The sequence below is a fragment of the Archangium sp. Cb G35 genome (assembly GCF_001896145.1).
In the GTDB taxonomy this organism is placed as follows: domain Bacteria; phylum Myxococcota; class Myxococcia; order Myxococcales; family Myxococcaceae; genus Archangium; species Archangium violaceum.
Genome location: NZ_MPOI01000003.1, coordinates 658,626 through 682,586, shown reverse-complemented (window position 1 = coordinate 682,586; position 23,961 = coordinate 658,626). Strand labels below are relative to the sequence as shown.

Genomic DNA, 23,961 nt, shown 5'->3' with positions numbered 1-23,961 from the left:
GTCCTCGGTTCAGTAGGTGAGCCACAGCGGGTGACGGATGAGCGACGCGCAGACGCCAATCCAGCCCAGGCGCGTGCTCTGCGCCTCGAGCGGGAGGTAGACCTGCTCGAACAACTGCTTCGCTTCGGCGTCCGACGGCGGCTGGCCGAGCATGCGCAGGTAGAGCGAGCGCAGGTTCTTCTGCACCGCCTCCGGGTTCTTCGCGGTGGTGTCGGCGAGCGTCACGTAGCGCAGCACCGCCGTGTTGCCCCTCTTGTCCACCGCGCGTGCGCACCAGGCCTGGGACATCTGCACCAGCGTCTGCGCGGCGGAGGGGCCGAAGCCCACGTCCTTCTTGCGGTACACGAGCGAGTTGCCACCGCCGAGCGCATCGAACCGCTCGACGCTGCGGGAGTCGGAGACGTACTCGTTCGAGATGCCGGGGGACCAATCCCCGGGCCACACGAAGAGCTTGCCGCCATTCACCACGTACGCCTTGTTGCGCCAGTTGGGGTCGGTGGTGCTGACGAAGTCCTCGAGCACGAGCCCGAGCTGATCCATCAGGCTCACCACCATCTCCTCGGCGGAGAGCCGGCGGACGGTGAAGGCTTCCGGATCCGCGACCTCCAGCCGCCCGGGCGGAGGAGGCAGCTCGCGAATCCAGGCCTTCACCTGGTCGATGGTCAGCGAGACCTGGCCGCTGGCGACGAGCTCGTCGTAGCGCTGGCCCAGCGGCATCTGGCGGTAGCTTCCCGGGGCGGTGGCCTCGAGCATCTGCACCAGCAGGCTGTTCTCGGGGTCTCCGCGCTTCACATAGCGCTCGTCGTACACGAGCCCGTTCTCGAACGCGGTGAGCGAGGCGAAGAACGGCTTGTTGCCGGCGAGGTGGCAGCCCTCGCACGCGGGCGCGAGCCCGAGCCGGATCTCATCGTTCCTGTTCGCGGGGGCGCAGGTCTCGCCCCCGTCCGGGGTATCGGTGCCGCCCCCGCCCGGTGGTTTCTCGGTGCAGGCCCCCAGGGTGAGAGCGAGGGAGAGCAGCGCGGCGGTTCTCGGCATCCAACGCGGCGTACGCATCACAGACCCCTCCGCAGCTCGGGCTGCTCGAAGAGATAGCGGATGAAGGGACGGAGCTTGCGGTCGCGGGCGACGAACTCCTTCGCGAGCTTGTCGATGAAGTGCTTCTCGGAGGCCGGGTTCAGCTCCCGGCCGATGAACATGGCGTACAGCCTGCGCGTGGCGCAGCGGTCGAACTCGCCGGAGCGCACGAGGAGCTTTCCGAACCCGAGCGGCCCCATGGTGCCGTCGCCGTGCAGGCCGAGCAGCGTGTACGACTCGGGCATCGTGTCGAGCAGCACCGCCTCCGGGTTGGCGGCGATCTGCTCGGGGGTGACGGGGGTCATCACGGTGTTGGGAAGGAACGCGTTCCTCCACCGGTAGCCCGGGGAGGAGCCGCTGTGCGGATACTTGCCGGAAATCCACTCCTTCGTGATGCGATGCCTGCCCACGCCCGGCATGAAGGGCCACGGGACGTAGGAGCTCATGAACGGCGTGAAGTCCCACCGCTTGAACGCGATGGCCGCGGGGTCGAGCGTCTTGTGGCAGTGCAGGCACGTTCCGCCGGTCGCGGGGTCCGTCTCGTACGGCGGGAAGTGCACGTCCGCGGGAGGCGGCGAGAAGCTCTGGCACGCGAACATCTCGAGGAAGCGCGCGGCCCGGACGCGCTCGCGCGGGAACGAGGACATCGCGCCAATCATGGTGAGCACGCCCGCGGTGGGCAGGCCCTTGGGCGCCTCGAGCGTGGTGCGGGGATCGTAGCTGTACGTGCGGTCCAGACTGCCGGAGGCGGCCTTGCCGGCGGTGAGCGCGAGGTGGAAGGGCTCCAGGTCCTCGACCACGAACTCGCGCCACGCCTGCGGGTCATTGGGCGTGGGGTGCATCGGGTCGCGCGGGGTGTTGTCCACGTCCGGGCGCCACCACGTCGTGTTCGAGTCCAGCGCGCTGCTGCCCATCTGCCGGCCGAAGCGCACGTACAGCGCGCGCAGCATGTTGGTTCCGACCGAGTAGTTGCCGAGGACGAGGTCCGAGAGCGGCCGGTCGTGCCACGCCATGTGCGCGAACAGGCGTGCGGGCTCCTCGTACGGATGGCGCCGTTGGAAGGCGAGGTTGTGGTTGCTCGCGCTGCCCAGTCCGGCGAACGGGGAGCACCACACCAGGTTCGGTCCGCAGCCGCATCCCCTGGGCAGCATGGGGTCGTAGTAGCCACCGGACGCGACGCCGCAGTCGAGCGTCTTTCCCGTGCTGTCGGTGACCTGCGTGAGGTTGGAGCCGGCCTTGCCGAGCACCTGGACGGTGGTTCCCGGGGCCCACCAGGGCTCGACCGAGTGGACCTCGGGCACGGCGGGATTGCCGTCCGGGTCCTGGTCGTTGCACTGCTTCGTCGGGGCCGCCGACTCGTTCACGTGGTAGTACACGCCCGGGTGCAGGGTGTTGCCAGCGCACGTGTGGAGGTGGCCGGACATGTCGCCCTGGTACGCGTCGCCGGAAGCTCCGGTGGTGTACGCGCCCACCGCGAGCCACTCGTGCCCGAAGCGCAGCATCCGCTCGTAGAACTTCGGCGAGGCGAGCGCCGCGTCGAGCGTCGAGCTCAGGAGGGCTTCCCTCGCTTCGGGCGAAGCCGCGGCCATCATCGCTTCGTACTGCTCGAGCGTCGGCGTGGTGCCGGTGAGCCCGAGGAGGATGCGCCGCATGAGCCGTGTGTCGCTCATCCGGTCATTGGGAGGCTTGGCTTCTTCTGGAGCCTCGGGGCCACATTGCTGGGCGTGCGCATCGGCTCCAGCGAAGCCGGTGAGCACGAACATCACGGCCAGCAGGGACGCGTGCTTCGAGTGCAAAGGCCAGTGCATGCACCGACACTACCGGTGCGAGGCTTTCCGAGTAAATAAGGGATTACGGGTAGTGGGTGGCCGCGAGTGCCGTGTCGGGTCGCGGGTAGCGGAACATACGTAGGAGGTGCGCTCGGCCACGAGGGGAAGGCCGCTCGCTGTCCAGGAGGGCAGGGGCGGGTTGGCGGGGCGGGGGGCCGGATGCACTTTTCGCGGCAGGAGGAGTGCCGCATGCGCTCATGGACCGTACTCGCCGGGTTCACCGTGGCCACGCTCGCCCTGGGCGCGGCGAGGGCCGAGGACCCCACGCCCCCCGAGCTCAAGGAGGTCCAGGAGAAGGCCACGCCCGGGGACCAGTTCACCGAGACGGATGGAGGCTCGTTCCAGGGCACGGTGAAGGGGGCCACGGGGAACGTTCTCACGCTCGAGGTGGGCCAGAAGGCGCCACTGGTCCAGGCCGTCGTGAAGGACGAGGACTCGGTGTCCATCCGTCAGCGGGGACAGCGGGACCCGATTGCCTTCGAGCAACTGCGCGAGGGCACGCGCGTGCGCACCTCCTTCCGCAACGAAGGAGGCGTTCGCGTCGTGACCTCCATCGAGGTGCTCGAGCCCGCCACGGACTCACGGAGCCCATCCTCTTCAGGGAAGTGAGCACATATCCCCTCTCCCCTCGGGAGAGGGTCAGGGTGAGGGTATCCGGGTCCGTTCTTCAACCCGTGGCCCATATTGGGGACAAGGGGTTCAACCCGGGGCCCAGGCACCCTCACCCCGTCCCTCTCCCGAGGGGAGAGGGGATATTTTCGAGGATCTACCTGAAGGGGATGAAGGGAATCAGCGCGCGTTGGGGAAGGTCTCGAAGGGCCAGGGAATCGCCCCGGGACTTCCGAGCCACAGGTCCGCCACCCGTTGCGCGAGCCTCCACGGTTCCCCTCCCGCCCGGTTCGTCAGGACGATGACCGTGAGCCGCTGCTCCGGGTACTTCACGATGGCATTGGTGAAGCCCGATGTCTCGCCGTGGTGCGACAGGCGCGGCCGTCCTCCGTCGTCATCGATGAACCAGCCGAAGCCGTAGTGCCCGGAGGTGCCATCCGGCAGGGCCGGCGCCGTCCAGGCGAGCCGCTGGGTGGCCTCGCTGATGAGCGCGTGGGTGTCCAGGGCCCTGTCCCACGCCACCAGCTCCTCCACGGACGAGTAGATGCCTCCATCTCCCAGCACGGCGCTGGTGGAGCTCTGGTCCCGGGGACGGAAGCCGTTCGCGCCGGCCACGTACCCGTACGCGCGCTGGGGCACCGTCGAGACACCCTCCTCGTGCGCGACCGTGGAGCGCATGCCCGCAGGGGTGAAGACCCGCTCCTGGAGGAATCGGGCGAACGGCATCCCGCTGACCTGTTCCACGATGAGGGCGAGCACCGCGTAGCCGGAGTTGCTGTAGCGCACGGCCGTCCCGGGCGGGAAGTGCGTGCGCTCGGCGCGGGAGACGAGCTCGAGCACGTCGCGGTCCTTCACCTGCACCGTCTGGGTGTCCGGGACGAAGGCCTCGTAGTCCCAGATGCCCGAGGTGTGGTTGAGCAGGTGGCGGATGCGGACCTCGCTCGCGTGGGCGGAGAAGCCGGGGAGCACATCGGCCACGCGGTCGTCGTAGCGGAGCTTGCCCTCCTCGGCGAGCCGCAGGATGGCCATGGCCGTGAACTGTTTGGAGAGCGAGGCCAGCCGGTAGTGCGTCGCCGTCGTGGCGGGCGTGCGCTCCGGGAGCTCCGCCAGCCCATAGGCGCGGCTGAGCACGGCCTTCCCCTCGTGGATCACCACGACGCTGGCGCCGGGAGCTTCCGGACTGGCATACGCGGTGAAAAGGGTGTCCACGGTGCTCACGTCCGGGGCCGGGTGCGTCCGGACGCTCGACGTGGCTCCGGTACACCCGGCGAGCAGGACAAGGGCGGCGAAGAGGGCTTTCATGACCCCCTCCATACCTCACACGTGCCGCGTCCAGGCGCCCGTGGATGCGGACCTGAAGCCCCCGACTCCTTCACATCGTCCCTCTCCCGGAGGGACAGAGGGGCCTCAACGGCCCGTCTTGATGCCCAGCGCGGCGGGATTGCGGCGCGGCTTCTGCTCCGAGGCCTTCATCGGCGTGAGCTTCACCGAGAACCCGGGCGCGTCGTTGGCGGACACCTGGCGCTCCTGGGTCTCGTAGCCGTTCAGCTTCAGTGCCAGCTTCACCGGCTGCGCGGGGACCGGCAGGTCCACGGGCGTCTCGCCGGCATGCTTCCCATCCACCTCGACCAACGCGCCCGGCGGCTCCGAGAGCACCTTCAGCACCGCCGTCTGCTTCTCCACGGGCGAGGGCGGATTGGCGGGCGGCTCCGTGGGCGCCGGGCCGGTCCGCGCCCGCGCCACCGGGGCGGGCTCCGTCACCCGCGGGGCCTCGGATGGCTGCTGGCGCAGGATGACGATCGCCGCCCCCGCACCCACGAGCATCGCGCCCACGCCGGCCAGGATGGCCACTCGCGGGACGCGCCGCCTGGGCTCGGGAACCGGTGGAAGCGACAGCGTGTGCTGGCTGCGGCCACTCGTCAGCGGCCGGGGCGGCGGGACGACCGGGGTTCCCGTTCCCGCCGGCGTGGCAATCCGTGCCGCGGAGGCCTGCTGCGAGACCGAACGCGCGTTGCTGCGCGACGAGTTGGACTTCGCGTCCAGGTCCGCGTCCTCGGGGAGCTGATCCAGGTTGGCGGGGTCCGCCTCGCGCGCGATTCGCTCGGCGTACAGGTCCCTCAGGTACGCGGACAGGTGCGCGTTGCTGGCCGGCAACCGGTACTGGAGGATGTAGTCCTCGATGGCCAGCCGGAAGGCCCCGCAGTCCGGGAAGCGCCCCTCCGGTGTGGGCGCCAGCGCCCGGAGCACCAGTTCGTCCACGCCCGGCGGCAGCTTCGGGTTGAGCTGCGAGGGCGGCGGCACCTGGCAGTCGCGCACCAGCCGCAGCGTCATCAGGTCCGACTCGCCCTTGAACAGGCGCCGGCCCGTCAGCATCTCCCAGAGCACCACACCCAGGGCGAACAGGTCACTGCGCGCATCCACCGGCTGGCCGTTGGCCTGCTCGGGGGACATATAGGGGTACTTGCCCTTGAGCACTCCGGTGGCCGTGTTGGACGCACTTCCCGCGGCCTTGGCCACGCCGAAGTCGATGACCTTCACGCCTCCGTCGAAGCCCACCAGGATGTTCTGCGGCGACACGTCCCGGTGCACCAGCTGCAACGGCTGGCCCTGCGGGTTGCGCGCCTGGTGCGCGTAGTGCAGCCCCGCCGCCGCCTCCGCGATGATGCGCAGCACCAGTCCCACCGGCAGTGACTTGCCCTGCGCCCGCGCGTACTTCTCCAGCCGGCGCACGTCGTCGCCCTGCACGTACTCCATGGCCAGACAGTGCCGGCCGTCGATCTCCGTCAGCTCCAGGATGGTGATGAGGTTGGAGTGCGCCAGCCGAGCCACCAGCCGAGCCTCCTCCAGGAACATCGTGAGGAAGTCCTCATCCTCGGCCAGGTGCGGCAGGATGAGCTTGAGGACGACGAGCCTCTCCAGCCCCGCGCCTCGCTCGAGCGCCAGGAACACCTGTCCCATCCCGCCGGAGGCAATTTTGCGCAGCAACTGGTACTTGCCGAAGGGGACCGCCATAACGCAACACGATAACCCGGCTTCTGAGAATCAGCGAATGTCCAGGGCGCGACAATCCGCCGCAGGGCAGGCAGGCAGCCGGGCTTCGGCCACTCAGGCTTTCAGTTTGTAACCAGAGCGTAACGCGGCCCACGCCACGCCCGTGGCCGCCAGCGCCACGGCCACGAGGATGCCGGCGCCCAACAGGGGCGAGAAGCCACTCTGGCCCAGCATGCCGTAGCGCAGCCCCTCCACCATGTAGACCATGGGGTTGAAGAGGCTGATGTGGTTCCAGGGCGAGGGCAGCTCGCGCACCGAGTAGAAGATGCCGCCCAGGAAGGTGAGCGGCAGCATCACGAAGGTGGGGAAGAAGTTGATCTGCTCGAACTTCTCGGCCCACACGGCGGCCAGGATCCCCAGCACGCTGAAGGTATAGGAAGACAACAGCAGGAAGAGGAGCGCGGCGGGCGCGTGCTCGAGGTGGAAGCCGGTGAAGAACATGGCCACCACCCACGTGAGCCCGCCCACCATCAGCCCGCGCACCATGGCTCCACCGATGAAGCCGGCCATCAGCTCCAGCGGCCCCAGCGGCGCCACCAGCAGGTCCACCACCGTGCCCTGAATCTTGGTGATGAAGAGCGAGGAGCTGCTGTTGAGGAAGGCGTTGTTGGCCAGGCCCATGAAGACGAGGCCCGGGACGATGAACTGCAGGTAGGGCACGCCCTCCACCTCGTGCACGCGGCCGGAGAGCGAGTAGCCGAAGACGAGGAAGTAGAGCGAGGTGCTGATGAGCGGCGAGAGGACCGTCTGGCCCGGCACGCGCATGAAGCGGCGGACCTCCTTCGCCAGCAGGGACTTCATCCCAATCATGTTCATGGTGTCGTCAGTCGTGGGGAGTCGGGTGGGGCGCTCAGGCGGCGCCAGCGGCGGCGGGCTTGCCGCGCAGGATCTCGATGAGGATGTCCTCCAGGCGCGAGTGGCGTGTCTCCACGTCGCCCACGGGGAGGCCCTGGGTGTAGAGGGCGCGGAGGATGTCCCCGCCTGGAGCGCGGCCCTCGCGCTCGGGGTAGGTGACGGTGCGGCCGTCCTCGGAGAGCGTGGCGCCCGCCTTGAGCACGGACTCGGGCAGCGGGGTGGTGATGGGCGCGGTGAAGGTGACGATGAGGCGCTTCTCGCCCAGCCGGCGCAACAGGGCCTTCTTCTCCTCCACCAGCAGCAGCTTGCCCTCGTTGATGACGCCCACCCGGTCCGCCAGCTCCTCGGCCTCCTCGAGGTAGTGCGTGGTGAGGACGATGGTGGTGCCCTCGGCGGCCAGCTTGCGCACGTAGTTCCACAGGTCCCGCCGCAGCTCCACGTCCACGCCCGCGGTGGGCTCGTCCAGGAAGACGAGCCGCGGCTTGTGCACCAGCGCCTTGGCGATGAGCAGCCGGCGCTTCATGCCGCCCGACAGCGCCCGCGTGAGCGAGTCCGCCTTGTTCTGCAGGTTGAGCGCGGTGAGCACCTCCTTCACCCGCGCCTCGTCCCGCTTCTGCCCGTAGTAGCCCTGCTGGATGTAGAGCGACTCGGCCACCGAGAAGAAGGGATCGAAGTTGATCTCCTGCGGCACCAGGCCCACCTCGTAGCGCGGGCGCACCGGGTCCTCGTCCAGGTCGTGCCCGAAGACGAGAATCTTGCCGCTCGTCTTCTTCACCAGCCCGCAGACCGAGCCGATGAGCGTCGTCTTGCCGGCGCCGTTGGGGCCGAGCAGGGCGAAGATCTCCCCGGGACGGATGGTGAGGTTGACGTCGGTGAGGGCCGTGAGCTTGCCGCCGTAGTTCTTGGTGAGGCCGCGGAGCTCGAGCGCGGGTGTGGAGGACATGGTGGAGGACGCCTTTAGCACCCCCACGGCCGCCGGGAAGTCCCGAGCATGTTTCAGTGACATTGGAGGGGGCAGGGGGTGGCGCGGAGCGTCGTGGAGGTGCCCCGGCTGGAGGGCAGGGGGGCTGGGGAGAGTGGGGGAAGGGAGGACGCGGGGCGGGGGCCGGGCTGTTCTGGGTCGGAAGGGGCGGAACCCCGGGAAACCCGTGTCCTGAATCGTGAGCGGGCGGCCGTGCGCCTTGAGCCCGCCTCGGCTCCTTGGTATCCGCCAGCGTCCACGTCACCGAGTCGGAGACAGAAAGAGCACGATGGCCCAGAATTTCATCTTCACCATGCAGGACCTGCGCAAGGTCAAGGGCGGCAAGGACATCCTCAAGGGGATCTACCTGTCGTTCTTCCCGGGCGCGAAGATTGGCGTCATCGGTCCCAACGGCTCCGGTAAGTCGACGCTGCTGCGCATCATGGCGGGCGTGGACACGGAGTTCTTCGGCACGGCGAAGCCGGACCCGAGCGCGCGCGTGGGCTACCTGGCGCAGGAGCCGCAGCTCGACCCCACGCTGGACGTGAAGGGCAACGTGGAGCTGGGCCTCAAGCCCATCCGCACGCTGCTGGACCGCTTCAACGAGGTGAGCGCGAAGTTCGCCGAGCCCATGGACGACGCGCAGATGGAGAAGCTGCTGGCCGAGCAGGGCAAGCTGCAGGATGCCATCGACGCGTGCAACGGCTGGGAGCTGGACCGGACCCTGGAGATGGCCATGGACGCGCTGCGTCTGCCGCCCGGGGACGCGGACGTGACGAAGCTGTCCGGTGGTGAGAAGCGCCGCGTGGCGCTGTGCCGCATTCTGCTGGAGAAGCCGGACCTGCTGCTGCTGGACGAGCCCACCAACCACCTGGACGCCGAGAGCGTGGCGTGGCTGGAGCAGGCCCTGAAGGAGTACAAGGGCACCATCGTCTGCATCACGCACGATCGCTACTTCCTGGACAACGCGGCCGAGTGGATCCTGGAGCTGGACCGCGGCGAGGGCGTGCCCTGGAAGGGCAACTACTCGAGCTGGCTGGAGCAGAAGCAGAAGCGGCTGGAGCTGGAGGAGAAGTCGGAGAGCGCGCGGCAGAAGACGCTCAAGCGCGAGCTGGAGTGGGTGCGTGCGTCGCCCAAGGCGCGTCAGGCCAAGAGCAAGGCGCGTATCGCGGCGTACGAGGATCTGCTCAACCAGACGCAGGAGAAGCGCGACGCGACGGGCGAGGTGACGATTCCGCCCGGGCCGCCGCTGCGTGGACTGGTGGTGGAGGCCAAGGGGCTGCGCAAGGCGTTCGGGGAGCGGTTGCTCATCGACGACCTGAACTTCCGGCTGCCGCCCGGTGGCATCGTGGGCGTGATTGGCCCCAACGGCGCGGGCAAGACGACGCTCTTCCGGATGCTCACGGGCGTGGAGAAGCCGGACGCGGGCGAGCTGCGCGTGGGCGAGAACGTGAAGATGGCGTACGTGGACCAGAGCCGCGACGCGCTGGCCGGGGACAAGAGCGTCTTCGAGGAAGTGAGCGGCGGGCTGGACTACATCGACCTGGGCCGGGCGGGGCAGATGCCGAGCCGCGCGTACCTGGCGGGCTTCGCGTTCAAGGGACAGGATCAGCAGAAGCGGGTGAAGGACCTGTCGGGCGGCGAGCGCAACCGGGTGCACCTGGCGAAGATGCTCAAGAGCGGCGGCAACCTGCTGCTGCTGGACGAGCCGACGAACGACCTGGACGTGGAGACGCTGCGGAGCCTGGAGGATGCGCTGCTGAACTTCGCGGGGTGCGCGGTGGTCATCAGCCACGACCGCTGGTTCCTGGACCGCATCGCCACGCACATCCTGGCGTTCGAGGGAGACAGCCGGGCGTTCTTCTTCGAGGGCAACTTCGAGGACTACGAGGCGGACAAGAAGAAGCGCCTCGGCCCCGAGGCCCTGGAGCCGCACCGCATCCGCTACCGTCCGCTCACGAAGAGCTGAGCGCCGGCATGGCAGCGCTGACGCAGTAGACACCGTGAACCCCTCCCTCTCCCCTCGGGAGAGGGTCGGGGTGAGGGTGCCGGAAGTCCCAGGTTCACGGCTGTGGGAAGTCCCCTCTCCCTCTGGGAGAGGGTTAGGGTGAGGGTCGTCCCCACCCGGGAGGGCGGTCGTGATTCAGAAGGTCTCGTTCCGCAACTACAAGGCGTACCGCTCGCTCGATCTGGAGTTGGAGCCCTTCACGGTGCTCGTTGGCCCGAATGCATCGGGCAAGACGACCCTATTGGAGGGACTTCACCTCATGTCGCGAGTGGTGGCCAAATTCTCCGGGTTGAGCCCGCTGATGCTCGAAGAGCAGCCGGAACTGCGTTCCTATGGTGTTAGCCTTCCCTTGGAATTGGGTGTTGAGGGGGTCTGGGAAGGCAAGCAGGGGACTGCTCGCATTTCGGGAACACCGGACTCAGAACCTTCTCCGACGGGGAGCTTGAGGTACTGGAAGTTCATGGTGGATGGCCGGTGGAATGTTGAACGCGTCGACGTTCCCATTGGTCACGCCGAGCAGTTCCAGTTTGTGAGTGAAGACACTCCATTCCGCAGAGCACTGATGTCGATTCTGGTGCTACGGCTGGAATCAAGGCGTTTGGCTGCACCATCCTACAGTGAAGCGGAGATTCCGAGCATGGATAGCGATGGCTCGGGACTCGCATCTGTGTTGGCCCACCTCAAGCTGAGCGATGATGAGGCATTCAGCAACATACTGGAGGCCCTCAAGCAGATCGTTCCTGCGGTACGTCGTATCCGGATTGAGCGCGCGGCGGTTGAGCAGACTGCGCTTCGGACCATATCGCTGGATGAGCAGCAACATGTTGTTTCTGACAAGCGCACGTTCTGGGGCAACAAGGTCATCTTGGACATGAAGGGGGCCAAGGGCGTTCCAGCGGATGCGGCGGGTGAAGGCACGATCATGGCACTCGGGCTTCTGACCGTTCTCCTGGGACCCAAGAAACCCCGGTTACTTCTGCTTGATGACATCGAACTGGGTCTCCACCCTCTTGCTCAGGGCAAACTCATCGAGCTTCTACGCAAGATCCAGCAGCGCGACCCCGAGCTTCAAATCATCGCTACGAGTCACTCCCCCTTCATTCTGAACTACCTCGACCCGAAGGAGGTCCGGATGACCTTCCTCGCGGAGAATGGCTTCGCCCGCTGCGAGAAACTCACGGCGCACCCCGCGTTCGAGCGTTGGAAGGACCTGATGAGCCCCGGCGAGTTCTGGAGCACCGTGGGCGAGTCCTGGCTGGAGAAGGCGGGCGAGACACCGGTTCATGAGTGAGGCCTCTTACGAGTTCGGTGTCGTCTGCGAGGCCCGAGCGGACCGCGACACGGCGTGCGGGCTCGCGGATCGCGTGCTGCTCGAAGAGGTGTCCTGGCTCGAACCCGAGATGTTGGATTCGAGTCGGCACTGGAGGGGCTTGCGGTCCGAGGAGTCCTACCTGCGATGGGGCTCCGTGAAAGAGGAAACCCGGCGCGCGAAGCTGGTGATTTTCGGTGGATTCAAAGATGGGCCCGGTGAGCAGGATTCATACAATGCGCGGCGTGCGCTCCTTTTGATGGCCATGGCCGAGCGCCGCCCGGATGCTGTCGTGCTGATGCGCGACGGCGATGCACAGCGGGATCGCACTGGGCTCGAACAAGCGAGAAACAGCAGGCCCTGGCCCTTCCAGGTCATAATCGGGCTGGCCGAGCCCAAGCGGGAGTGTTGGGTCCTTGCGGGTTTCGATCCCAGGACTGCGGATGAGGCGGAGCAGCTCGAAAAGCAGAGGAAGAGGCTCTCATTCCATCCCGTGCGTGACGCTCACCAACTGACCGCACGCGAGCACGGTGCCAAGAAGGACGCGAAGGTCGCCCTGGATGCACTCACCCAGGGGAACAAGGAGCGCGAGCGTGCGTGCCTGGAGGAGACGCCTCTCGCGGTTCTCGAGGAGCGCGGCGGAAAGACGGGCCTGGCGGAGTACCTGAAGGAGGTCCGCGAGCGGCTCGTTCCAATCCTCTGAACGAGTTCGTGGGTACTGTTGGACGAGCCCCAGGGGGCCAGGGTGCCGAGGGGGCGGAGACCCTCACCCCAACCCTCTCCCGGGGGGAGAGGGAGTTGACGCGGGCTCAACCCGGGGCTCGGATACCCTCACCCCGTCCCTCTCCCGGGGGGAGAGGGGATTTTGGGGGAGGGGGGTGGCGGTTTCACTTCCGGTCCACCCTCGGTCCCTCCTCGACGTGGGCCCTGGCCTGGAAGTGGGCGCCGCCCCGGGTCGCGCTATGGTGCCTGCCGAGCCAGAGGCCTCGCCCGAGCCCGTCCATGAACGTCGTCTTCATCTCCCCCCACTTCCCTCCTCAGTTCTTCCACTTCGTCTCCGCCCTGCGCGAGCGCGGCGTCAAGGTCCTGGGCATCGGCGACACCCCCTACGACTCCCTCCACCATGAGCTCCGGGAGTCCCTCTCCGAGTACTTCTTCACCCCCAACCTCAACGACTACGACGCCCTCCTGCGCGCCACCGGCTACCTCACCTGGCGCCACGGCCGCATCGATCGCATCGACTCGCTCAACGAGACCTGGCTCGAGGTCGAGTCCCGCCTCCGCGAGGACTTCCACGTCCCCGGTCTCCTCCCCGCCGACATCGTCCGTCTCCGCACCAAGATGGGCATGCACGATGTCTTCAAGCAGGCCGGCGTCGCCCACCCCAGCTGCATCCCCGTCAAGGACGCCGCCGGCGTGAAGGCCTTCGCCAAGAGCGTCGGCTACCCGCTCGTCCTCAAGCCCGACGTCGGCGTCGGCGCCGCCCGCACCTTCAAGGTCTCCTCCGACTCCGAGGTCGATGCCGCCCTGAAGGACCCCCTCCCCAACTACGTCGCCCAGGCCTTCGTGCGCGGCGCCATCGTCACCTACGACGGGCTCGTGGACCGCGAGGGCAACATCATCTTCCGCCTCAGCCACGAGTACAGCGACGGCGTCATGGAAGTGGTGCTCGAGCAGCGCGACATCTCCTTCTGGAGCCTCAAGGAGATTCCTCCCGCCCTCGAGACGCTCGGCCGCCGCGCCGTCGCCGCGCTCGGCCTGCGCGAGCGCTGGTTCCACCTCGAGTTCTTCCGCCTCTCCGATGGCAGCTACGTCGCCCTCGAGGCCAACCTGCGTCCGCCCGGCGGCTTCATGACGGACCAGATGAACTACGCCTGTGACATGGACGTCTACCGCCTCTGGGCCCGAGTCCTCACCGGGGATGACCTGCGCGACTTCCGCTACACGCCGAAGTACCACGTGTGCCACGTCGCCCGGCGCGCCTCCCGCCGCTACCGCTACTCCCACGCGGAGCTGGTGGCGAAGCTCGGCGACGCGCTCCTGCTCCACCGCGAGCTGCCCGCCGTCTACCACAACGCCATGGGCAACGAGATGTACCTCACCCGCCACGAGCGCCTCGACGCCATGCACGACGCCGTGCGCCTCATCCAGGCCACCGCCTGATGCCTCCGCGCGGCTTCAGCGCTCCTTCCAGCGCAGGAGGTAGACGGTCGCCCCTTCCTCCCTGCGCACGATGGCCACGTGGGGCTCGGCCGCGCCGCTGGCCTTCAGGAAGCTCACGAAGAGGGCCTCGGCGTAACCCGGCGCGTCCAGCACCGAGTTCATCCACATCTCCCAGGTGCCGGGCTCCAACTCCTTCAGCCGCACCTCGGTGTAGTTGTCCCCGCTGCGCAGCGCCTGCACCATCTGCTGCACCGTGCGCTTGGGCCCCAGCAGCCGCAACAGCCGCATCATTGCCCGCCCCACCAGCGTCTGCCCGTAACCCTCCACATGGTGCGCCGCGAGCTGCCGGAAACCCTCCTCGCGCGGCAGGCCCGGGTACACCTCCTCCAGGATGATGTGGAGACAGTGCATCCACTGCGTCACCGGATAGGCCGGCAACAGCGGCCGGTCCAGATCCAACCCCACCTGCTTCAGCCGCTCGCGCAGCCGCGGCGTCACGCGCTCGCCCACGCCGTGGCGCAGCAGGCCCTCCACCACCTGGACGAAGACCCTCCGGTCCTCCAGTTTGACCTCGTGGCGGGGCTTCACCCGGGCCTCGTCACCCGAGCAGCCAGTTCATCGCCCACGGAAGCCGCCGCTGCCAGGCCGATTCGTGGTGCATCCCCTCTGGCTCCAGCACCAGCGCCAGCTCGTGGTCCGCGTAACCCAACTGCTTGAGGTGGACATAGAAGTCGCGCGTCGCCTCGCCGTAGGGCAGCGGCACGCCTCCCGGGTTGATCCACTCGTGCGTCCCCGCGTCCAGGTAGATGCGCGACCAGCGCCGGCTGTGGGCCCTCCAGTTCTCGAAGAGCTTGTACTCGCTCCACATCACCGACGGAGACAGCGCTCCAATCCGGCCGAACACCTCGGGGTACTTCCAACCGAGGTACAGCGACATCAGCCCGCCCAGCGACGAGCCCATGATGGCCGTCCACTCGGAGCCCTGGCGCGTGCGGTAGACGCCATCCACGTAGGGCTTGAGCGTCTCGACGATGAAGCGGGCGTAGGCACCACCCCGGGCCTGCACCTTGGCGCGCGACTCGTTCCAGGGCGAGTACTCCTCCAGCCGCCCGGGGCCCGAGTCGACGCCCACGATGATCCACGGCTCCGCCCGGCCCTCGCCCACCATCTGCTCCAGGGCGAGGTTGGCACACCACGTGTCGAACACGGCCGACTCGGGATGGGCGAACACGTTCTGCCCATCGTGCATGTAGAGGACGGGGAACCGGTGGTGGGAGGCCTGGTCGTACCCGTCCGGCGTGTAGATGCGCACGGTGCGGGTGAAGCCCTCCTGCGGGGAGGCGAAGTCTCGGATGATGTGCACGTGACCCATGGAACGCCGGTGAGAAGCCAGATGCAACGATAGATGGCCCCGCGCCCCCGGCCAACCCTCTCCGAGACGGAACCACGACGCCGCCAGTGTGGGCGGACGGAGGCCCGCGTCCGCGGCCTGGATGGGTGTTTCCCGCCCGGGACACCTCGCGAGTGGGGTCCCCGAGGTGTCCTCGTTGGTCTCCTTCGTGCAGTGCGCCGACCGCGTGAAGACCGCCTGCCCGCCTGCCCTGCTGACGACCTGGTTGCTCCTCTCCGTGACGGGCGCGCGGGCCGAGCCCTACGAGGCGGATGTCTCCATCACCAGCGAGGCGGACCTCCGTGCGCTGTATGAGGACGGTGTCCTCGCGGAGGAGGACTTCGAGACGCTGCGGGAGTTGCTGCGCACCGGGGTGGATGTGCGCACGGCCTCCCGCGAGGCGCTGTACGCGCTGCCGGGTCTGACCTGGGCGCAGGTGGATGCGCTGCTCGCGTACCGGGCGCGGATGGAGGGGGACTTCGAGCCGGAGGCGCTCGTCGAGGCCGGGGTGCTCACCGCCGAGCAACTCCAGCGGGTGCGGCCCTTCCTGGCCGGGGAGGCCCGCGCCGCGAGGCCCGTCTCCGGGCGCCTGCGCCTGCTGACCGCGTACGGAGCGGCGGATGCGCTGGTGCCGCCGGTGCTTCTCCACGCACAGGCCGAGGGACCTCTGGGCCTGCGGGGCGGAGCCGTGGTTTCGCTCACCCGGCGGCGCCTGGAGGCCGTGCGGTACGAGCCTCGCCGCCGCGCGCTGGTGGCGGGGCTGCCTGGCATGGCGCTCCAGGTGCCGAAGCTCCACGTGCGCTGGGAGGGCGAGCACGCCTCGGTGCTGGTGGGGACGTACCGGCTGGGTTTCGGGCAGCGGCTCACCCTGGACACCACGGGCCGCCCGGCACCGGATGGTTTCCTGCCCGACGACGGCTTCCAACCGCCCGGTGGCCCCGAGCGGCGCTGCATGCTGACGGGCACGGGCGCCTGCCCGGAGGAGGGCACCCCGGGACGAGTCACCCCGGACTTCGGCTGGACCGAGGGCTTTCGCGGTGCTGCCGGCACCGTGCGCGGACAGGTGGAGGGGGTGGCGTTGGCGTTCACGGGCTTCGGCTCGCACCAGTCGAGAGACCTCCTCCAGTACGAGCTGCTCGACACGAAGACTCGCAAGACGCCGGACGTGCTCGCCGTGCTCCCCGGGAAGCAGGTGCCGGGCACCGTGCGCTTCGTCTCGCGCACCCTGCCGGATGTCTTCCACGAGCTGGCGGGAGGTGGCCATGTCACCGCCGGTTTCTCCCCGAGGACTCGCGTGGGGCTGACGGGGTGGGGCGCCTGGCCGGTGTGGGCGGTGGAGGGCGTGGGGCTCGAGCTCCAGCCGAGCTCTCGCTTCCCCGCGGGCGGGGGCTATGGCGCGGTGGGCGCCGACGCTACCTGGGGCACCGGACCGCTGGACCTCTTCCTCGAGGCGGCGCGGAGCTTCTCGGGCGCGGGTGGAGGCTTCGGCGCCGTCCAGCGCACCGTGCTCGGCGACCGGATGCGCGAGCTGGAGCTGACGTTGCGTTATTACGGGCGCGGCTTCGACAACCCCTACAGCCGTCCCGTCTCAAGCCCCGACGAATTCGAGGGCCTGCGCGCGAGCAACGAGCTGGGCACCCGGCTGCGCTACCTCCACCAGACGGAGGACGGCGCGTGGCGGATGACGGGGCAGGTGGACGTGTGGACGCAGCCTCCGGGCGGCGAGGCCTCTGGCACCTTCCATCTCGGGACCTCCGCCCGCGTGGACTGCGTGGGCGTGCCCGAGCTCCAGCCCTCGGTCTGGGTGGAGTTTCGCAACAAGGACCTTGGCCAGAACGGGCCCGGGCTGTGCTTCGAGGGCGAGGATTGCGCCGGTGAGCAGTACCGCGTCGCGGGCCGTGTGCGGCTCGACGCCACCGGCAGTCTGCGCCTGGCCGCGCAGTACCAGCACACCCTGGTGGGCAGCCGTCAGCGCCCCGAGAGCTTCCAGCACGACAGCCGGGCCTCGTTCGAGGTGCTCGTGCGTCCACTGTCCTCGTTGCGCCTGCACGGGCGCGCGAGCTGGCAGGACGAGGACCTCTCGGAGAACACCCGGCTCACGCAGACGGTGCGCACCTCGCTGGAGGTGGCCTGGGACGCCGTCGCCGGGCTGGGCACACGCGCCCGGTACGAGCTCGTGCTCGACCTGAAGGCACCGGTGGGCGCGCGCTCGCCGCCCGAGCTTCCGCAACACCTCTTCCGGCTGGAGCTGGAAGGCCGTTTCTAGATGGAGCCGACCTGGATGAAAGTCATTCCCATTCGCTGTCTCTTCCTGGCCGGGGTGCTGATGTGTGGCGCCTGTGGCCCTTTGTTCGATGACGTGGAGCCCGCCTGTGAAGGGTTGAGGCCCGGAGACGTCGTCTTCACCGAGCTGTTGCCGGACCCCGAGGGGACGGACACCGGACAGGAGTGGATGGAACTCCATAACCCCGGGCGCTCGGCGATGGACCTGCGCGGGCTGCTGCTCTACGCGGCCCGGCCGGATGGCTCGCAGGAGCGGGCCTGGCTCTTCGAGGAGTCCGTGCCCGTGGCGCCGAGGGGCCATGTGGTGCTCGGAGACGTGCGCTCCGAGTCCTTGCCCGCCCATGTGAATCACTCGTACGGCGACGTCCTGGGCTCGCTGGGCAACACGGGCGGGCTCGTCGGATTGCGCTGTGGCTCCGTCGTCGTCGACGAGGTTCGCTACTCCGGGCCCCTCCGCTCGGGTGTGGCACGCATCTACGACGGGAGGCTCGTGCCGGACGCGGTCGACAACGACGAGGCGGGCCGCTGGTGTGATGCGCCCGCTTCCGCTGCGGACGGTGGCACGCGGGCGAGCCCCGGTGCCGCGAACCCTCCCTGCGCGGAGGCCGCCACGGATGGAGGCGTGCCCGCGGGCTCATGTCTGTCTTCACGCACGGGAGCTGTCCGGAGTCTGTCGCGTCCCCGCCCGGGGGACCTGGTCATCACGGAGATCATGGCCGACCCCAAGGCCGTGGCGGATGCTCAGGGAGAGTGGGTGGAGGTGTATGCCCTGCGCGATGTGGACCTCAATGGCGTGACGCTCGCCAACGAGGGGAGTGGCCGGGCCCTGCTCGGTGACTCGAGATGTCTGGAATTGAAGGCGGGCACCCATGGCGTGCTCGCGCGGAGTGCCGATCCCACGCTCAACGGCGGGTTGCCTTCCGTGCTCGGGACCTTCGCATTTGGTTTGAGCAATGGCCAGGAGCCCCATGCGCTCCGGTTGTCCCTGGATGAAACGTTGCTCGACGAGGTGTCCTGGACGAGCGCCGCGACGCCCGGAGTGTCCCGTCAGCTCGACCCGTCACGCCGGGACGCCACGCGCAACGACGCGCCGGAGGGCTTCTGTCCCACTCCCAAGGACTTCCGCTTCGGTCTGGGCGACCAGGGCACTCCTGGCGCGGAGAACCGTCCATGCACCTGAGGAATGGCTGGCGGATGTTGTGTGTGGTGCTCGGGCTGGGGCTCGTCGTGCTGTGCGCGTGTGGCTCGGAGTCCTCCTGTGGCCCGGGCGCTGGCGTGGTGTCGAGGGTCGTGGATGGAGACACCCTCGTGCTCCAGAGCGGCGAGCGTGTGCGTTACCTGCTCGTGGACACTCCGGAGAGCACGGGCGGCAAGCACGAGTGCTTCGGCGCCGAGGCCCGGGACTTCAACCGCTCGCTCGTGGAAGGACGCATGGTGCGGCTGGAGTACGGCGAGGCGTGTACCGACCGTTACGGGCGGCTGCTCGCGTATGTGACGGTGGATGGACGCGAGGTGAATACCCTGCTCGCGGAGAGTGGGTACGCCTGCGTGCTCTACGTGTCTCCCGCTGGGAAATCCCGGCGCGCGGAGTTCGAGGCGCTCGAGTCCTCGGCCCGGCGCGCCGGGCGCGGACTGTGGGGCCAGTGTTCCATCGCGCCGTGCGGACGGTGAGGCCCATGGTAGGTTGCGCCCCGTCATGGCCTCGAATCAGGATGCGGTGGAGCTGGGTTCACCGCGCGAGCTGGAGCTGCGGTTGACGTTGATTCCTCTCGGCGACACCGTGCGAGGCTACTTCTTCAACTGCGCCCTGGAGCAGGTGCGTCTCCAGGGGGATGAAGAAGCGCTGAGGCGCTGCATCGAGGCGAGCGGGTTGGAGTCGACCACGGCCTTCTTCAAGTACCCGATGAGCGCCCTGCTGCGGTTGCTCTACCACGTGGCCTGGGCCCTGAAGGACTCCTCCGGAAGCTTCGAGGCATCCATGCGGCAACTCGGGCAGTGGACGGCGAAGGAGTTCCTGGCGGGCTCGGTGGGCAGGACGATGTTGCTGTTGGCCGGAAGCAATCTGAAGCGGCTGGCCGATTATCTGCCCACCGCCTATCGCACGGGATGGGAGCACGGGTGGGGCGATGTGACGTGGACCGGCTCCAGGCAGTGCCTCGTCTCCATTCACGGCAATGTTGTTCCCTACCCGTACTTCGAAGGCGTCTTCCTGGAGGTGTTCCAGGCCGCCGGCGCCACCCACCTGAAGGTGAAGGGATGGCAGGTGGGCACCACCGACACGCGCTACTCGCTCTCCTGGGATTGAGCGAGTCCTGAATCGTCAGAACGGCCCCTATGATGGAGGGCTCTTTCCCCGAGGAGCTCGCATGAACAGGACATTCCGGTGGTCGTTGTTGCTGGCGGGTGTGGTGGCCAGCGGTTGTGGCGGAAGCGTGGACGCCGCGGAGCTGACGGCTCCCTCCATCCAGACGGAGGCGCTGACGTCGTCGCAGTGGACGAGCAATGCCTCCATGAGCATCGGGCGGGGGACATCTCATTCCTCGGCGCTGCTGAGTTCGGGGCTGGTGCTGGTGACGGGGGGGAATCTGCGGAGCGAGCTGTACAACCCCTATGCGAACACCTGGACCCCCTCGGGCTTCATGAACGAGCCGCGCGGGCTGCCGAGCGCCACCCGGCTCACCTCGGGGCTGGTGCTGGTGGCTGGTGGACAGAACGGCGTCGGGCCCGACATCCGGACCGCGGAGTTGTACGACCCCGCCACGGGCACCTTTACCTATACCGGCTCGATGACGGTGGGGCGTTCCTGGCACACCGCCACGCTGCTCGATTCGGGCAAGGTGCTCGTCACGGGCGGGCTGACGTCGTCCATGGGCTTCACCTCGACCGCCGAGGTGTATGACCCCGCCACGGGCACGTGGTCGTCCGCGGGAACGCTGTCCTCGGGCGGCTTCTTCCAGGCCGCGACGAAGCTCTACTCGGGTGAGGTGCTGCTGACGGGCAGCATCTCCGGGGTGAACGCGGAGGTGTACAACCCCACCACGAATACCTGGCGGCGGGTGGCCCAGCTGCCGACCCCTCGCGCGTTCCACACCACGACGCGGCTCTACTCGGGCAAGGTGCTTCTGGCGGGCGGCAACACCAACGAAGGCACCTCCACGTCGGCGTACCTGTATGACCCGTACACCGACCAGTGGACGCTGGCCGCGCCCATGAACCAGGCGCGCAGGGACCACACCGCGACGCTGCTCTACTCGGGCAAGGTGCTGGTGGCGGGCCGGTACGCCAGCGACGGGGCCGAGCTGTATGACCCGGACACCAACACGTGGACCCTGCTGGAGGGCGCCCTGGTGCCCGACTCCACGACCGCGACCCTGCTGCACACCGGCGAGGTGTTGCTCACCGGCCAGACGACGTCGCGCTACACGCCGTGAGCCCGGCGCGGGGACTCGAGCGGTGATGTGCTCGAGTCCTCCGTCCGCCCCGCGCGGTGCTTGCCCGCTCGGGTTCCGCGCGAGCGAGGATGGACAGCGCCGGTCATCTTCTTGGGTGCTGCTCGGACCCTCTACCCTGGGAGGACATGCCCATGACGGGTGTGAGAATACCTGGGAGAGCGTGCCGTGAAGATGCGCTGGTCGTCCGTGTTGCTGATGGGATGGTTGTCCGCTTCCGTGGGGTGCCAACCGGAATCGGATGTTTCACGGATGGCGAGCCAGGCCGAAGCCCTGGGCAGCGAGGTGGGCGCCTGGACGTCCATGGCCTCCAAGGGTCATTCGTTCTACAGCACCAATGCCATCCTGCTTCGCGGTACTGGCGAGGTACTGGAGACCTCCCACGGCTTCGTGCAGCGCTACAACCCATACACAGACACGTGGCGGGGCATGAACCTCATGTGCGCTCCCGGTTTGTGTCAGACCGTCTCGTTGATGGAGCTTCCCTCGGGCAAGGTGCTGGCGGACGTTGTCTACACCGGCAGGATGGGAGGCACCCCGGGGCTGATGACCTACGACCCGGACTCGGACACCTGGACGCGCGTGTCACATGCGCACGCCCGGGGGCGGAGCATGACGGTGCTCGGCTCGGGCAAGGTACTGCTGGCGGGGGGCACCACCTTCGACGGTTCGCAGATGGTCACGTTGCGGAGCGCGGAGGTGTACGACCCGGCCCTGGAGACGTGGACCCCCGTGCCGGGGAGCATGACCTCGCCTCGGGCCGGGCACTCCGCGACCCTGCTCTACTCGGGCAAGGTGCTGGTGACGGGCGGTTCCACGGCTGAACTCTATGATCCCACCACGGGAACCTGGACGGCCGCTGGTACTCCGCCTCTTCCCCTCGGCACCCACCGCGCGGTCCGGCTCTACTCGGGCCACGTGCTCGTCTCGAGCGACGTCACGGGCTCCATCGACACCGCCGTGGCCCTGTACGATCCCTACAACGAGCGATGGTCAGAGGGTCCGACGCTCCCGTTCGCCCAGCCCTTCTCCGCGACGTTGCTCTACTCGGGAGAGGTGCTGGTAATGAACTCGGCCGGGCAGACGGCGGTGTACTCTCCTTCCATGAACGCATGGTTGCCCGCGCCCTCCGCGACGTCCTCCACGTCGCCAGGTGCCGCGGTGCTGCTCCACACGGGGCAGGTGTTGCGGCTGAATGGCAGCAGCCCGGTGGCGGAACGGTTCACACGCTGAGCCCCGGCCCCGAGTGGGCCGCTCCGGGACCCTCGTCCTTGACATGCAACCCGCAGGTTGCATATTGGTAGGGATAGATGGACATGGATCTCGTGTTCAAGGCACTCGCGGATTCGAGCCGCCGGCAGCTCCTGGACCTGCTGTACCAGGAGAACGGGCGGACGCTCGGCGAGCTCTGCGAGCACCTGGACATGTCGCGTCAGGCGGTCACCAAGCACCTGGCCGTGCTCGAGGAGGCCAACCTCGTCGCCGTCGTGTGGCGGGGCCGAGAGAAGCTGCACTACCTGAATCCCGTGCCGCTGCAGGAGATCTACGAGCGGTGGATCGGGAAGTTCGAGCGTCAGCGCCTGCACGCGCTGCACAGGCTCAAGACAAGGCTGGAAGAAGATGACGAATCCTAAGCCGCAGTTCGTCTACGTCACGTACATCCAGACGACGCCGGAGAAGGTCTGGGCCGCCCTGCAGGACCCCGAGATGACCCGGCAGTTCTGGGGCATGCACAAGAACGTCTCGGACTGGAAGCCCGGCTCCCGCTGGACGCATCAGGACTACGAGACCCACGAGGTGCGCGTCACCGGCCAGGTGCTCGAGGCTGAGCCGCCGAAGAAGCTCGTCCTCACCTGGGGCTGGCCCGAGGGACGTCCCGGGGCCGAGCCTCCATCCAGGGTCACCTTCCTCATCGAGCCCTTCATGGGCACGGTGCGCCTGACCGTGACGCACGACGAGCTCGTCGAGGGCGGCGCGATGATGAAGGGCATCTCGCAGGGCTGGCCGCCCATCCTCTCGAGCCTCAAGTCGCTGCTCGAGACCGGCCAGCCGCTCGCCATGACGACGAAGCGCTGGGGCGGCTAAGCCATCGGAACAAAGTCCGTTCAGGGGTGAGGGAGTCCGCCTTCCGGGCGCGCTCTTCACGAACTTGTCCAACAGTTGGACAAGTCTGGCGAGACCGTGCCCGGAGGGGTCCCTCCTGCTTTCGAGCTGAGGACAGACCCCTGAACGGACTTCCTTCGGCTGGCTTGGTTTCCAGGTCCATGCTCGTGGCCGGACGGTGACGGGTACCGCCGCGCAGGATGGACCTGGAGACCGTTCAACGTAGGAGCGAGCGGCCGGCTGCCAGGTATTGGTGGGCGGCCTTCGTGTCCACGCGCAGGATGTCGTTGATGTCTTCGTTGGCCTGCTCGGCCTCGTCCATGGCATCCCACTCTTCGCGGTCGAGCACCTCCTCGAACAGCAGCGTGGTCAGCGGGGCCTGGGAGGAGGGTCTCGAGGGCTTGTCCGGCGCCATCACATAGCCAGAGGTGTGCTGGGCTTGCAGATGACGGGGATGGGCCAGGGTGACCCAGGTGGGCGTTCCGGACGCGAGGAGCCGGGCGCGAAGGTCGCCGCCGACCACGAACTGTGAGTCGGCCGGCGCGGTGATGACGACTTCCTCCACGAGCAACGACCCGGTCACCACCAGGTCGAAGCCCCACGACACCATCAGGTTGTGGCAGCGCAAATCACCCAGCACGATCAGTGCGCCGTTGTCGTGACGGCCAGTCCGCACCAGCACGTTGGCTTGGGTCGTCAGGGAGCCGTCCACCACCAGATAGGGCTGCTCCGGCTGCCACACCGGCGTGTCGAGGGTCGGTGGCGGTCGCAGGGCCCAGTCTACATCGATGGTCAGCAACTCGCGTGCCGCGCTGGTCGCGAGGTTGGGATGGGCGGCATGCAGCGTTTCGAGCGCGTGATGGGCTGGACTCTTCAT

General features: G+C 68.1%; 22 protein-coding genes. 13 read left to right on the top strand and 9 right to left on the bottom strand.

What is annotated here, in order from left to right; translation table 11 throughout:
* Positions 1-9: 9 nt before the first annotated feature.
* Both BO221_RS13100 and BO221_RS13095 read right to left on the bottom strand, forming a co-directional pair.
* Positions 10-1,053 carry a hypothetical protein gene (locus BO221_RS13100; protein ID WP_073560730.1) on the bottom strand — a complete coding sequence of 348 codons (1,044 nt, stop codon included), beginning with the start codon at positions 1,051-1,053 and terminating at the stop codon, positions 10-12.
* Positions 1,053-2,882 carry a DUF1549 domain-containing protein gene (locus BO221_RS13095; protein ID WP_073560729.1) on the bottom strand — a complete coding sequence of 610 codons (1,830 nt, stop codon included), beginning with the start codon at positions 2,880-2,882 and terminating at the stop codon, positions 1,053-1,055. The genes BO221_RS13100 and BO221_RS13095 overlap by 1 nt, the downstream gene beginning before the upstream one ends.
* 210 nt (positions 2,883-3,092) lie before the next feature.
* On the opposite strand from BO221_RS13095, the gene BO221_RS13090 reads away from it, so the two are divergent.
* On the top strand, positions 3,093-3,512 hold the full coding sequence (locus tag BO221_RS13090; protein ID WP_143195418.1) for a hypothetical protein: 420 nt from the start codon (positions 3,093-3,095) through the stop codon (positions 3,510-3,512).
* Between the two features lie 180 nt (positions 3,513-3,692).
* Here the strand turns inward: BO221_RS13090 and BO221_RS13085 are convergent, their stop codons facing one another.
* The 4 genes from BO221_RS13085 to BO221_RS13070 all read right to left on the bottom strand — a co-directional run bounded on the left by BO221_RS13085 (position 3,693) and on the right by BO221_RS13070 (position 8,361).
* On the bottom strand, positions 3,693-4,814 hold the full coding sequence (locus BO221_RS13085; RefSeq protein WP_073560727.1) for a serine hydrolase: 1,122 nt from the start codon (positions 4,812-4,814) through the stop codon (positions 3,693-3,695).
* 105 nt (positions 4,815-4,919) lie between these two features.
* A complete protein-coding gene (locus BO221_RS13080) occupies positions 4,920-6,524 on the bottom strand; it encodes a serine/threonine-protein kinase (protein ID WP_073560726.1) in 1,605 nt (534 codons plus the stop codon).
* 93 nt (positions 6,525-6,617) lie between these two features.
* On the bottom strand, positions 6,618-7,379 hold the full coding sequence (locus BO221_RS13075) for an ABC transporter permease (protein WP_073560725.1): 762 nt from the start codon (positions 7,377-7,379) through the stop codon (positions 6,618-6,620).
* Between the two features lie 34 nt (positions 7,380-7,413).
* Positions 7,414-8,361 (bottom strand): ABC transporter ATP-binding protein, encoded by a 948-nt coding sequence (locus tag BO221_RS13070; RefSeq protein ID WP_073560724.1) that lies wholly within the window; start codon positions 8,359-8,361, stop codon positions 7,414-7,416.
* A gap of 307 nt (positions 8,362-8,668) precedes the next feature.
* Between BO221_RS13070 and ettA the strand changes: the two genes are divergently transcribed.
* From ettA to BO221_RS13045, 4 genes are all read left to right on the top strand, one after another.
* Positions 8,669-10,348 (top strand): energy-dependent translational throttle protein EttA, encoded by a 1,680-nt coding sequence (gene ettA, locus BO221_RS13065; RefSeq protein WP_073560723.1) that lies wholly within the window; start codon positions 8,669-8,671, stop codon positions 10,346-10,348.
* A gap of 169 nt (positions 10,349-10,517) precedes the next feature.
* The gene (locus BO221_RS52455; RefSeq protein WP_083680992.1) at positions 10,518-11,678 is read left to right on the top strand and encodes an AAA family ATPase; all 1,161 of its coding nucleotides are present in this window, start codon (positions 10,518-10,520) and stop codon (positions 11,676-11,678) included.
* Positions 11,671-12,399, top strand: coding sequence for a hypothetical protein (locus BO221_RS13050; RefSeq protein WP_073560722.1), 729 nt, complete (start codon positions 11,671-11,673; stop codon positions 12,397-12,399). The genes BO221_RS52455 and BO221_RS13050 overlap by 8 nt, the downstream gene beginning before the upstream one ends.
* 299 nt (positions 12,400-12,698) lie before the next feature.
* A complete protein-coding gene (locus tag BO221_RS13045; protein WP_073560721.1) occupies positions 12,699-13,859 on the top strand; it encodes an acetyl-CoA carboxylase biotin carboxylase subunit family protein in 1,161 nt (386 codons plus the stop codon).
* 15 nt (positions 13,860-13,874) lie between these two features.
* Here BO221_RS13045 and BO221_RS13040 read toward each other — a convergent pair whose 3' ends face one another.
* Entirely contained in the window at positions 13,875-14,447 is a 573-nt protein-coding gene (locus BO221_RS13040; RefSeq protein ID WP_073560720.1) for a DUF2378 family protein, read from the bottom strand.
* A gap of 10 nt (positions 14,448-14,457) precedes the next feature.
* A complete protein-coding gene (locus BO221_RS13035; protein ID WP_073560847.1) occupies positions 14,458-15,231 on the bottom strand; it encodes an alpha/beta hydrolase in 774 nt (257 codons plus the stop codon).
* A gap of 166 nt (positions 15,232-15,397) precedes the next feature.
* Here BO221_RS13035 and BO221_RS13030 point away from each other — a divergent pair, with 166 nt between their 5' ends.
* From BO221_RS13030 to BO221_RS12995, 8 genes are all read left to right on the top strand, one after another.
* On the top strand, positions 15,398-17,515 hold the full coding sequence (locus tag BO221_RS13030) for a helix-hairpin-helix domain-containing protein (protein WP_143195417.1): 2,118 nt from the start codon (positions 15,398-15,400) through the stop codon (positions 17,513-17,515).
* Positions 17,516-17,530: 15 nt separating this feature from the next.
* Positions 17,531-18,712 (top strand): lamin tail domain-containing protein, encoded by a 1,182-nt coding sequence (locus BO221_RS13025; protein WP_083681016.1) that lies wholly within the window; start codon positions 17,531-17,533, stop codon positions 18,710-18,712.
* Positions 18,703-19,203 (top strand): thermonuclease family protein, encoded by a 501-nt coding sequence (locus tag BO221_RS13020; protein WP_083680991.1) that lies wholly within the window; start codon positions 18,703-18,705, stop codon positions 19,201-19,203. Before BO221_RS13025 ends, BO221_RS13020 begins: the two co-directional genes overlap by 10 nt.
* Before the next feature lie 25 nt (positions 19,204-19,228).
* Entirely contained in the window at positions 19,229-19,837 is a 609-nt protein-coding gene (locus BO221_RS13015; protein ID WP_073560718.1) for a TIGR02265 family protein, read from the top strand.
* A gap of 61 nt (positions 19,838-19,898) precedes the next feature.
* On the top strand, positions 19,899-20,963 hold the full coding sequence (locus tag BO221_RS13010) for a kelch repeat-containing protein (RefSeq protein ID WP_083680990.1): 1,065 nt from the start codon (positions 19,899-19,901) through the stop codon (positions 20,961-20,963).
* A 270-nt stretch (positions 20,964-21,233) separates the two neighbouring features.
* Complete coding sequence (locus tag BO221_RS13005) at positions 21,234-22,214, top strand: kelch repeat-containing protein (protein WP_073560716.1); 981 nt, start codon at positions 21,234-21,236, stop codon at positions 22,212-22,214.
* Positions 22,215-22,297: 83 nt separating this feature from the next.
* Positions 22,298-22,615, top strand: a complete 318-nt coding sequence (locus tag BO221_RS13000) for a helix-turn-helix transcriptional regulator (protein ID WP_143195415.1) — start codon at positions 22,298-22,300, stop codon at positions 22,613-22,615.
* Positions 22,602-23,066 carry an SRPBCC family protein gene (locus BO221_RS12995; protein WP_073560714.1) on the top strand — a complete coding sequence of 155 codons (465 nt, stop codon included), beginning with the start codon at positions 22,602-22,604 and terminating at the stop codon, positions 23,064-23,066. The genes BO221_RS13000 and BO221_RS12995 overlap by 14 nt, the downstream gene beginning before the upstream one ends.
* Before the next feature lie 235 nt (positions 23,067-23,301).
* Here BO221_RS12995 and BO221_RS12990 read toward each other — a convergent pair whose 3' ends face one another.
* Positions 23,302-23,961 carry a hypothetical protein gene (locus BO221_RS12990; RefSeq protein WP_073560713.1) on the bottom strand — a complete coding sequence of 220 codons (660 nt, stop codon included), beginning with the start codon at positions 23,959-23,961 and terminating at the stop codon, positions 23,302-23,304.

Excerpts from the sequence above, each read along its gene's own strand:
- BO221_RS13100 (WP_073560730.1), bottom strand. The coding sequence starts at position 1,053 with ATGCGTACGCCGCGTTGGATGCCGAGAACCGCCGCGCTGCTCTCCCTC.
- BO221_RS13095 (WP_073560729.1), bottom strand. The coding sequence starts at position 2,882 with ATGCACTGGCCTTTGCACTCGAAGCACGCGTCCCTGCTGGCCGTGATG.
- BO221_RS13090 (WP_143195418.1), top strand. The coding sequence starts at position 3,093 with ATGCGCTCATGGACCGTACTCGCCGGGTTCACCGTGGCCACGCTCGCC.
- BO221_RS13085 (WP_073560727.1), bottom strand. The coding sequence starts at position 4,814 with ATGAAAGCCCTCTTCGCCGCCCTTGTCCTGCTCGCCGGGTGTACCGGA.
- BO221_RS13080 (WP_073560726.1), bottom strand. The coding sequence starts at position 6,524 with ATGGCGGTCCCCTTCGGCAAGTACCAGTTGCTGCGCAAAATTGCCTCC.
- BO221_RS13075 (WP_073560725.1), bottom strand. The coding sequence starts at position 7,379 with ATGAACATGATTGGGATGAAGTCCCTGCTGGCGAAGGAGGTCCGCCGC.
- BO221_RS13070 (WP_073560724.1), bottom strand. The coding sequence starts at position 8,361 with ATGTCCTCCACACCCGCGCTCGAGCTCCGCGGCCTCACCAAGAACTAC.
- ettA (WP_073560723.1), top strand. The coding sequence starts at position 8,669 with ATGGCCCAGAATTTCATCTTCACCATGCAGGACCTGCGCAAGGTCAAG.
- BO221_RS13050 (WP_073560722.1), top strand. The coding sequence starts at position 11,671 with ATGAGTGAGGCCTCTTACGAGTTCGGTGTCGTCTGCGAGGCCCGAGCG.
- BO221_RS13045 (WP_073560721.1), top strand. The coding sequence starts at position 12,699 with ATGAACGTCGTCTTCATCTCCCCCCACTTCCCTCCTCAGTTCTTCCAC.
- BO221_RS13035 (WP_073560847.1), bottom strand. The coding sequence starts at position 15,231 with ATGGGTCACGTGCACATCATCCGAGACTTCGCCTCCCCGCAGGAGGGC.
- BO221_RS13025 (WP_083681016.1), top strand. The coding sequence starts at position 17,531 with ATGAAAGTCATTCCCATTCGCTGTCTCTTCCTGGCCGGGGTGCTGATG.
- BO221_RS13020 (WP_083680991.1), top strand. The coding sequence starts at position 18,703 with ATGCACCTGAGGAATGGCTGGCGGATGTTGTGTGTGGTGCTCGGGCTG.
- BO221_RS13015 (WP_073560718.1), top strand. The coding sequence starts at position 19,229 with ATGGCCTCGAATCAGGATGCGGTGGAGCTGGGTTCACCGCGCGAGCTG.
- BO221_RS13010 (WP_083680990.1), top strand. The coding sequence starts at position 19,899 with ATGAACAGGACATTCCGGTGGTCGTTGTTGCTGGCGGGTGTGGTGGCC.
- BO221_RS13005 (WP_073560716.1), top strand. The coding sequence starts at position 21,234 with ATGGCGAGCCAGGCCGAAGCCCTGGGCAGCGAGGTGGGCGCCTGGACG.
- BO221_RS13000 (WP_143195415.1), top strand. The coding sequence starts at position 22,298 with ATGGATCTCGTGTTCAAGGCACTCGCGGATTCGAGCCGCCGGCAGCTC.
- BO221_RS12995 (WP_073560714.1), top strand. The coding sequence starts at position 22,602 with ATGACGAATCCTAAGCCGCAGTTCGTCTACGTCACGTACATCCAGACG.
- BO221_RS12990 (WP_073560713.1), bottom strand. The coding sequence starts at position 23,961 with ATGAAGAGTCCAGCCCATCACGCGCTCGAAACGCTGCATGCCGCCCAT.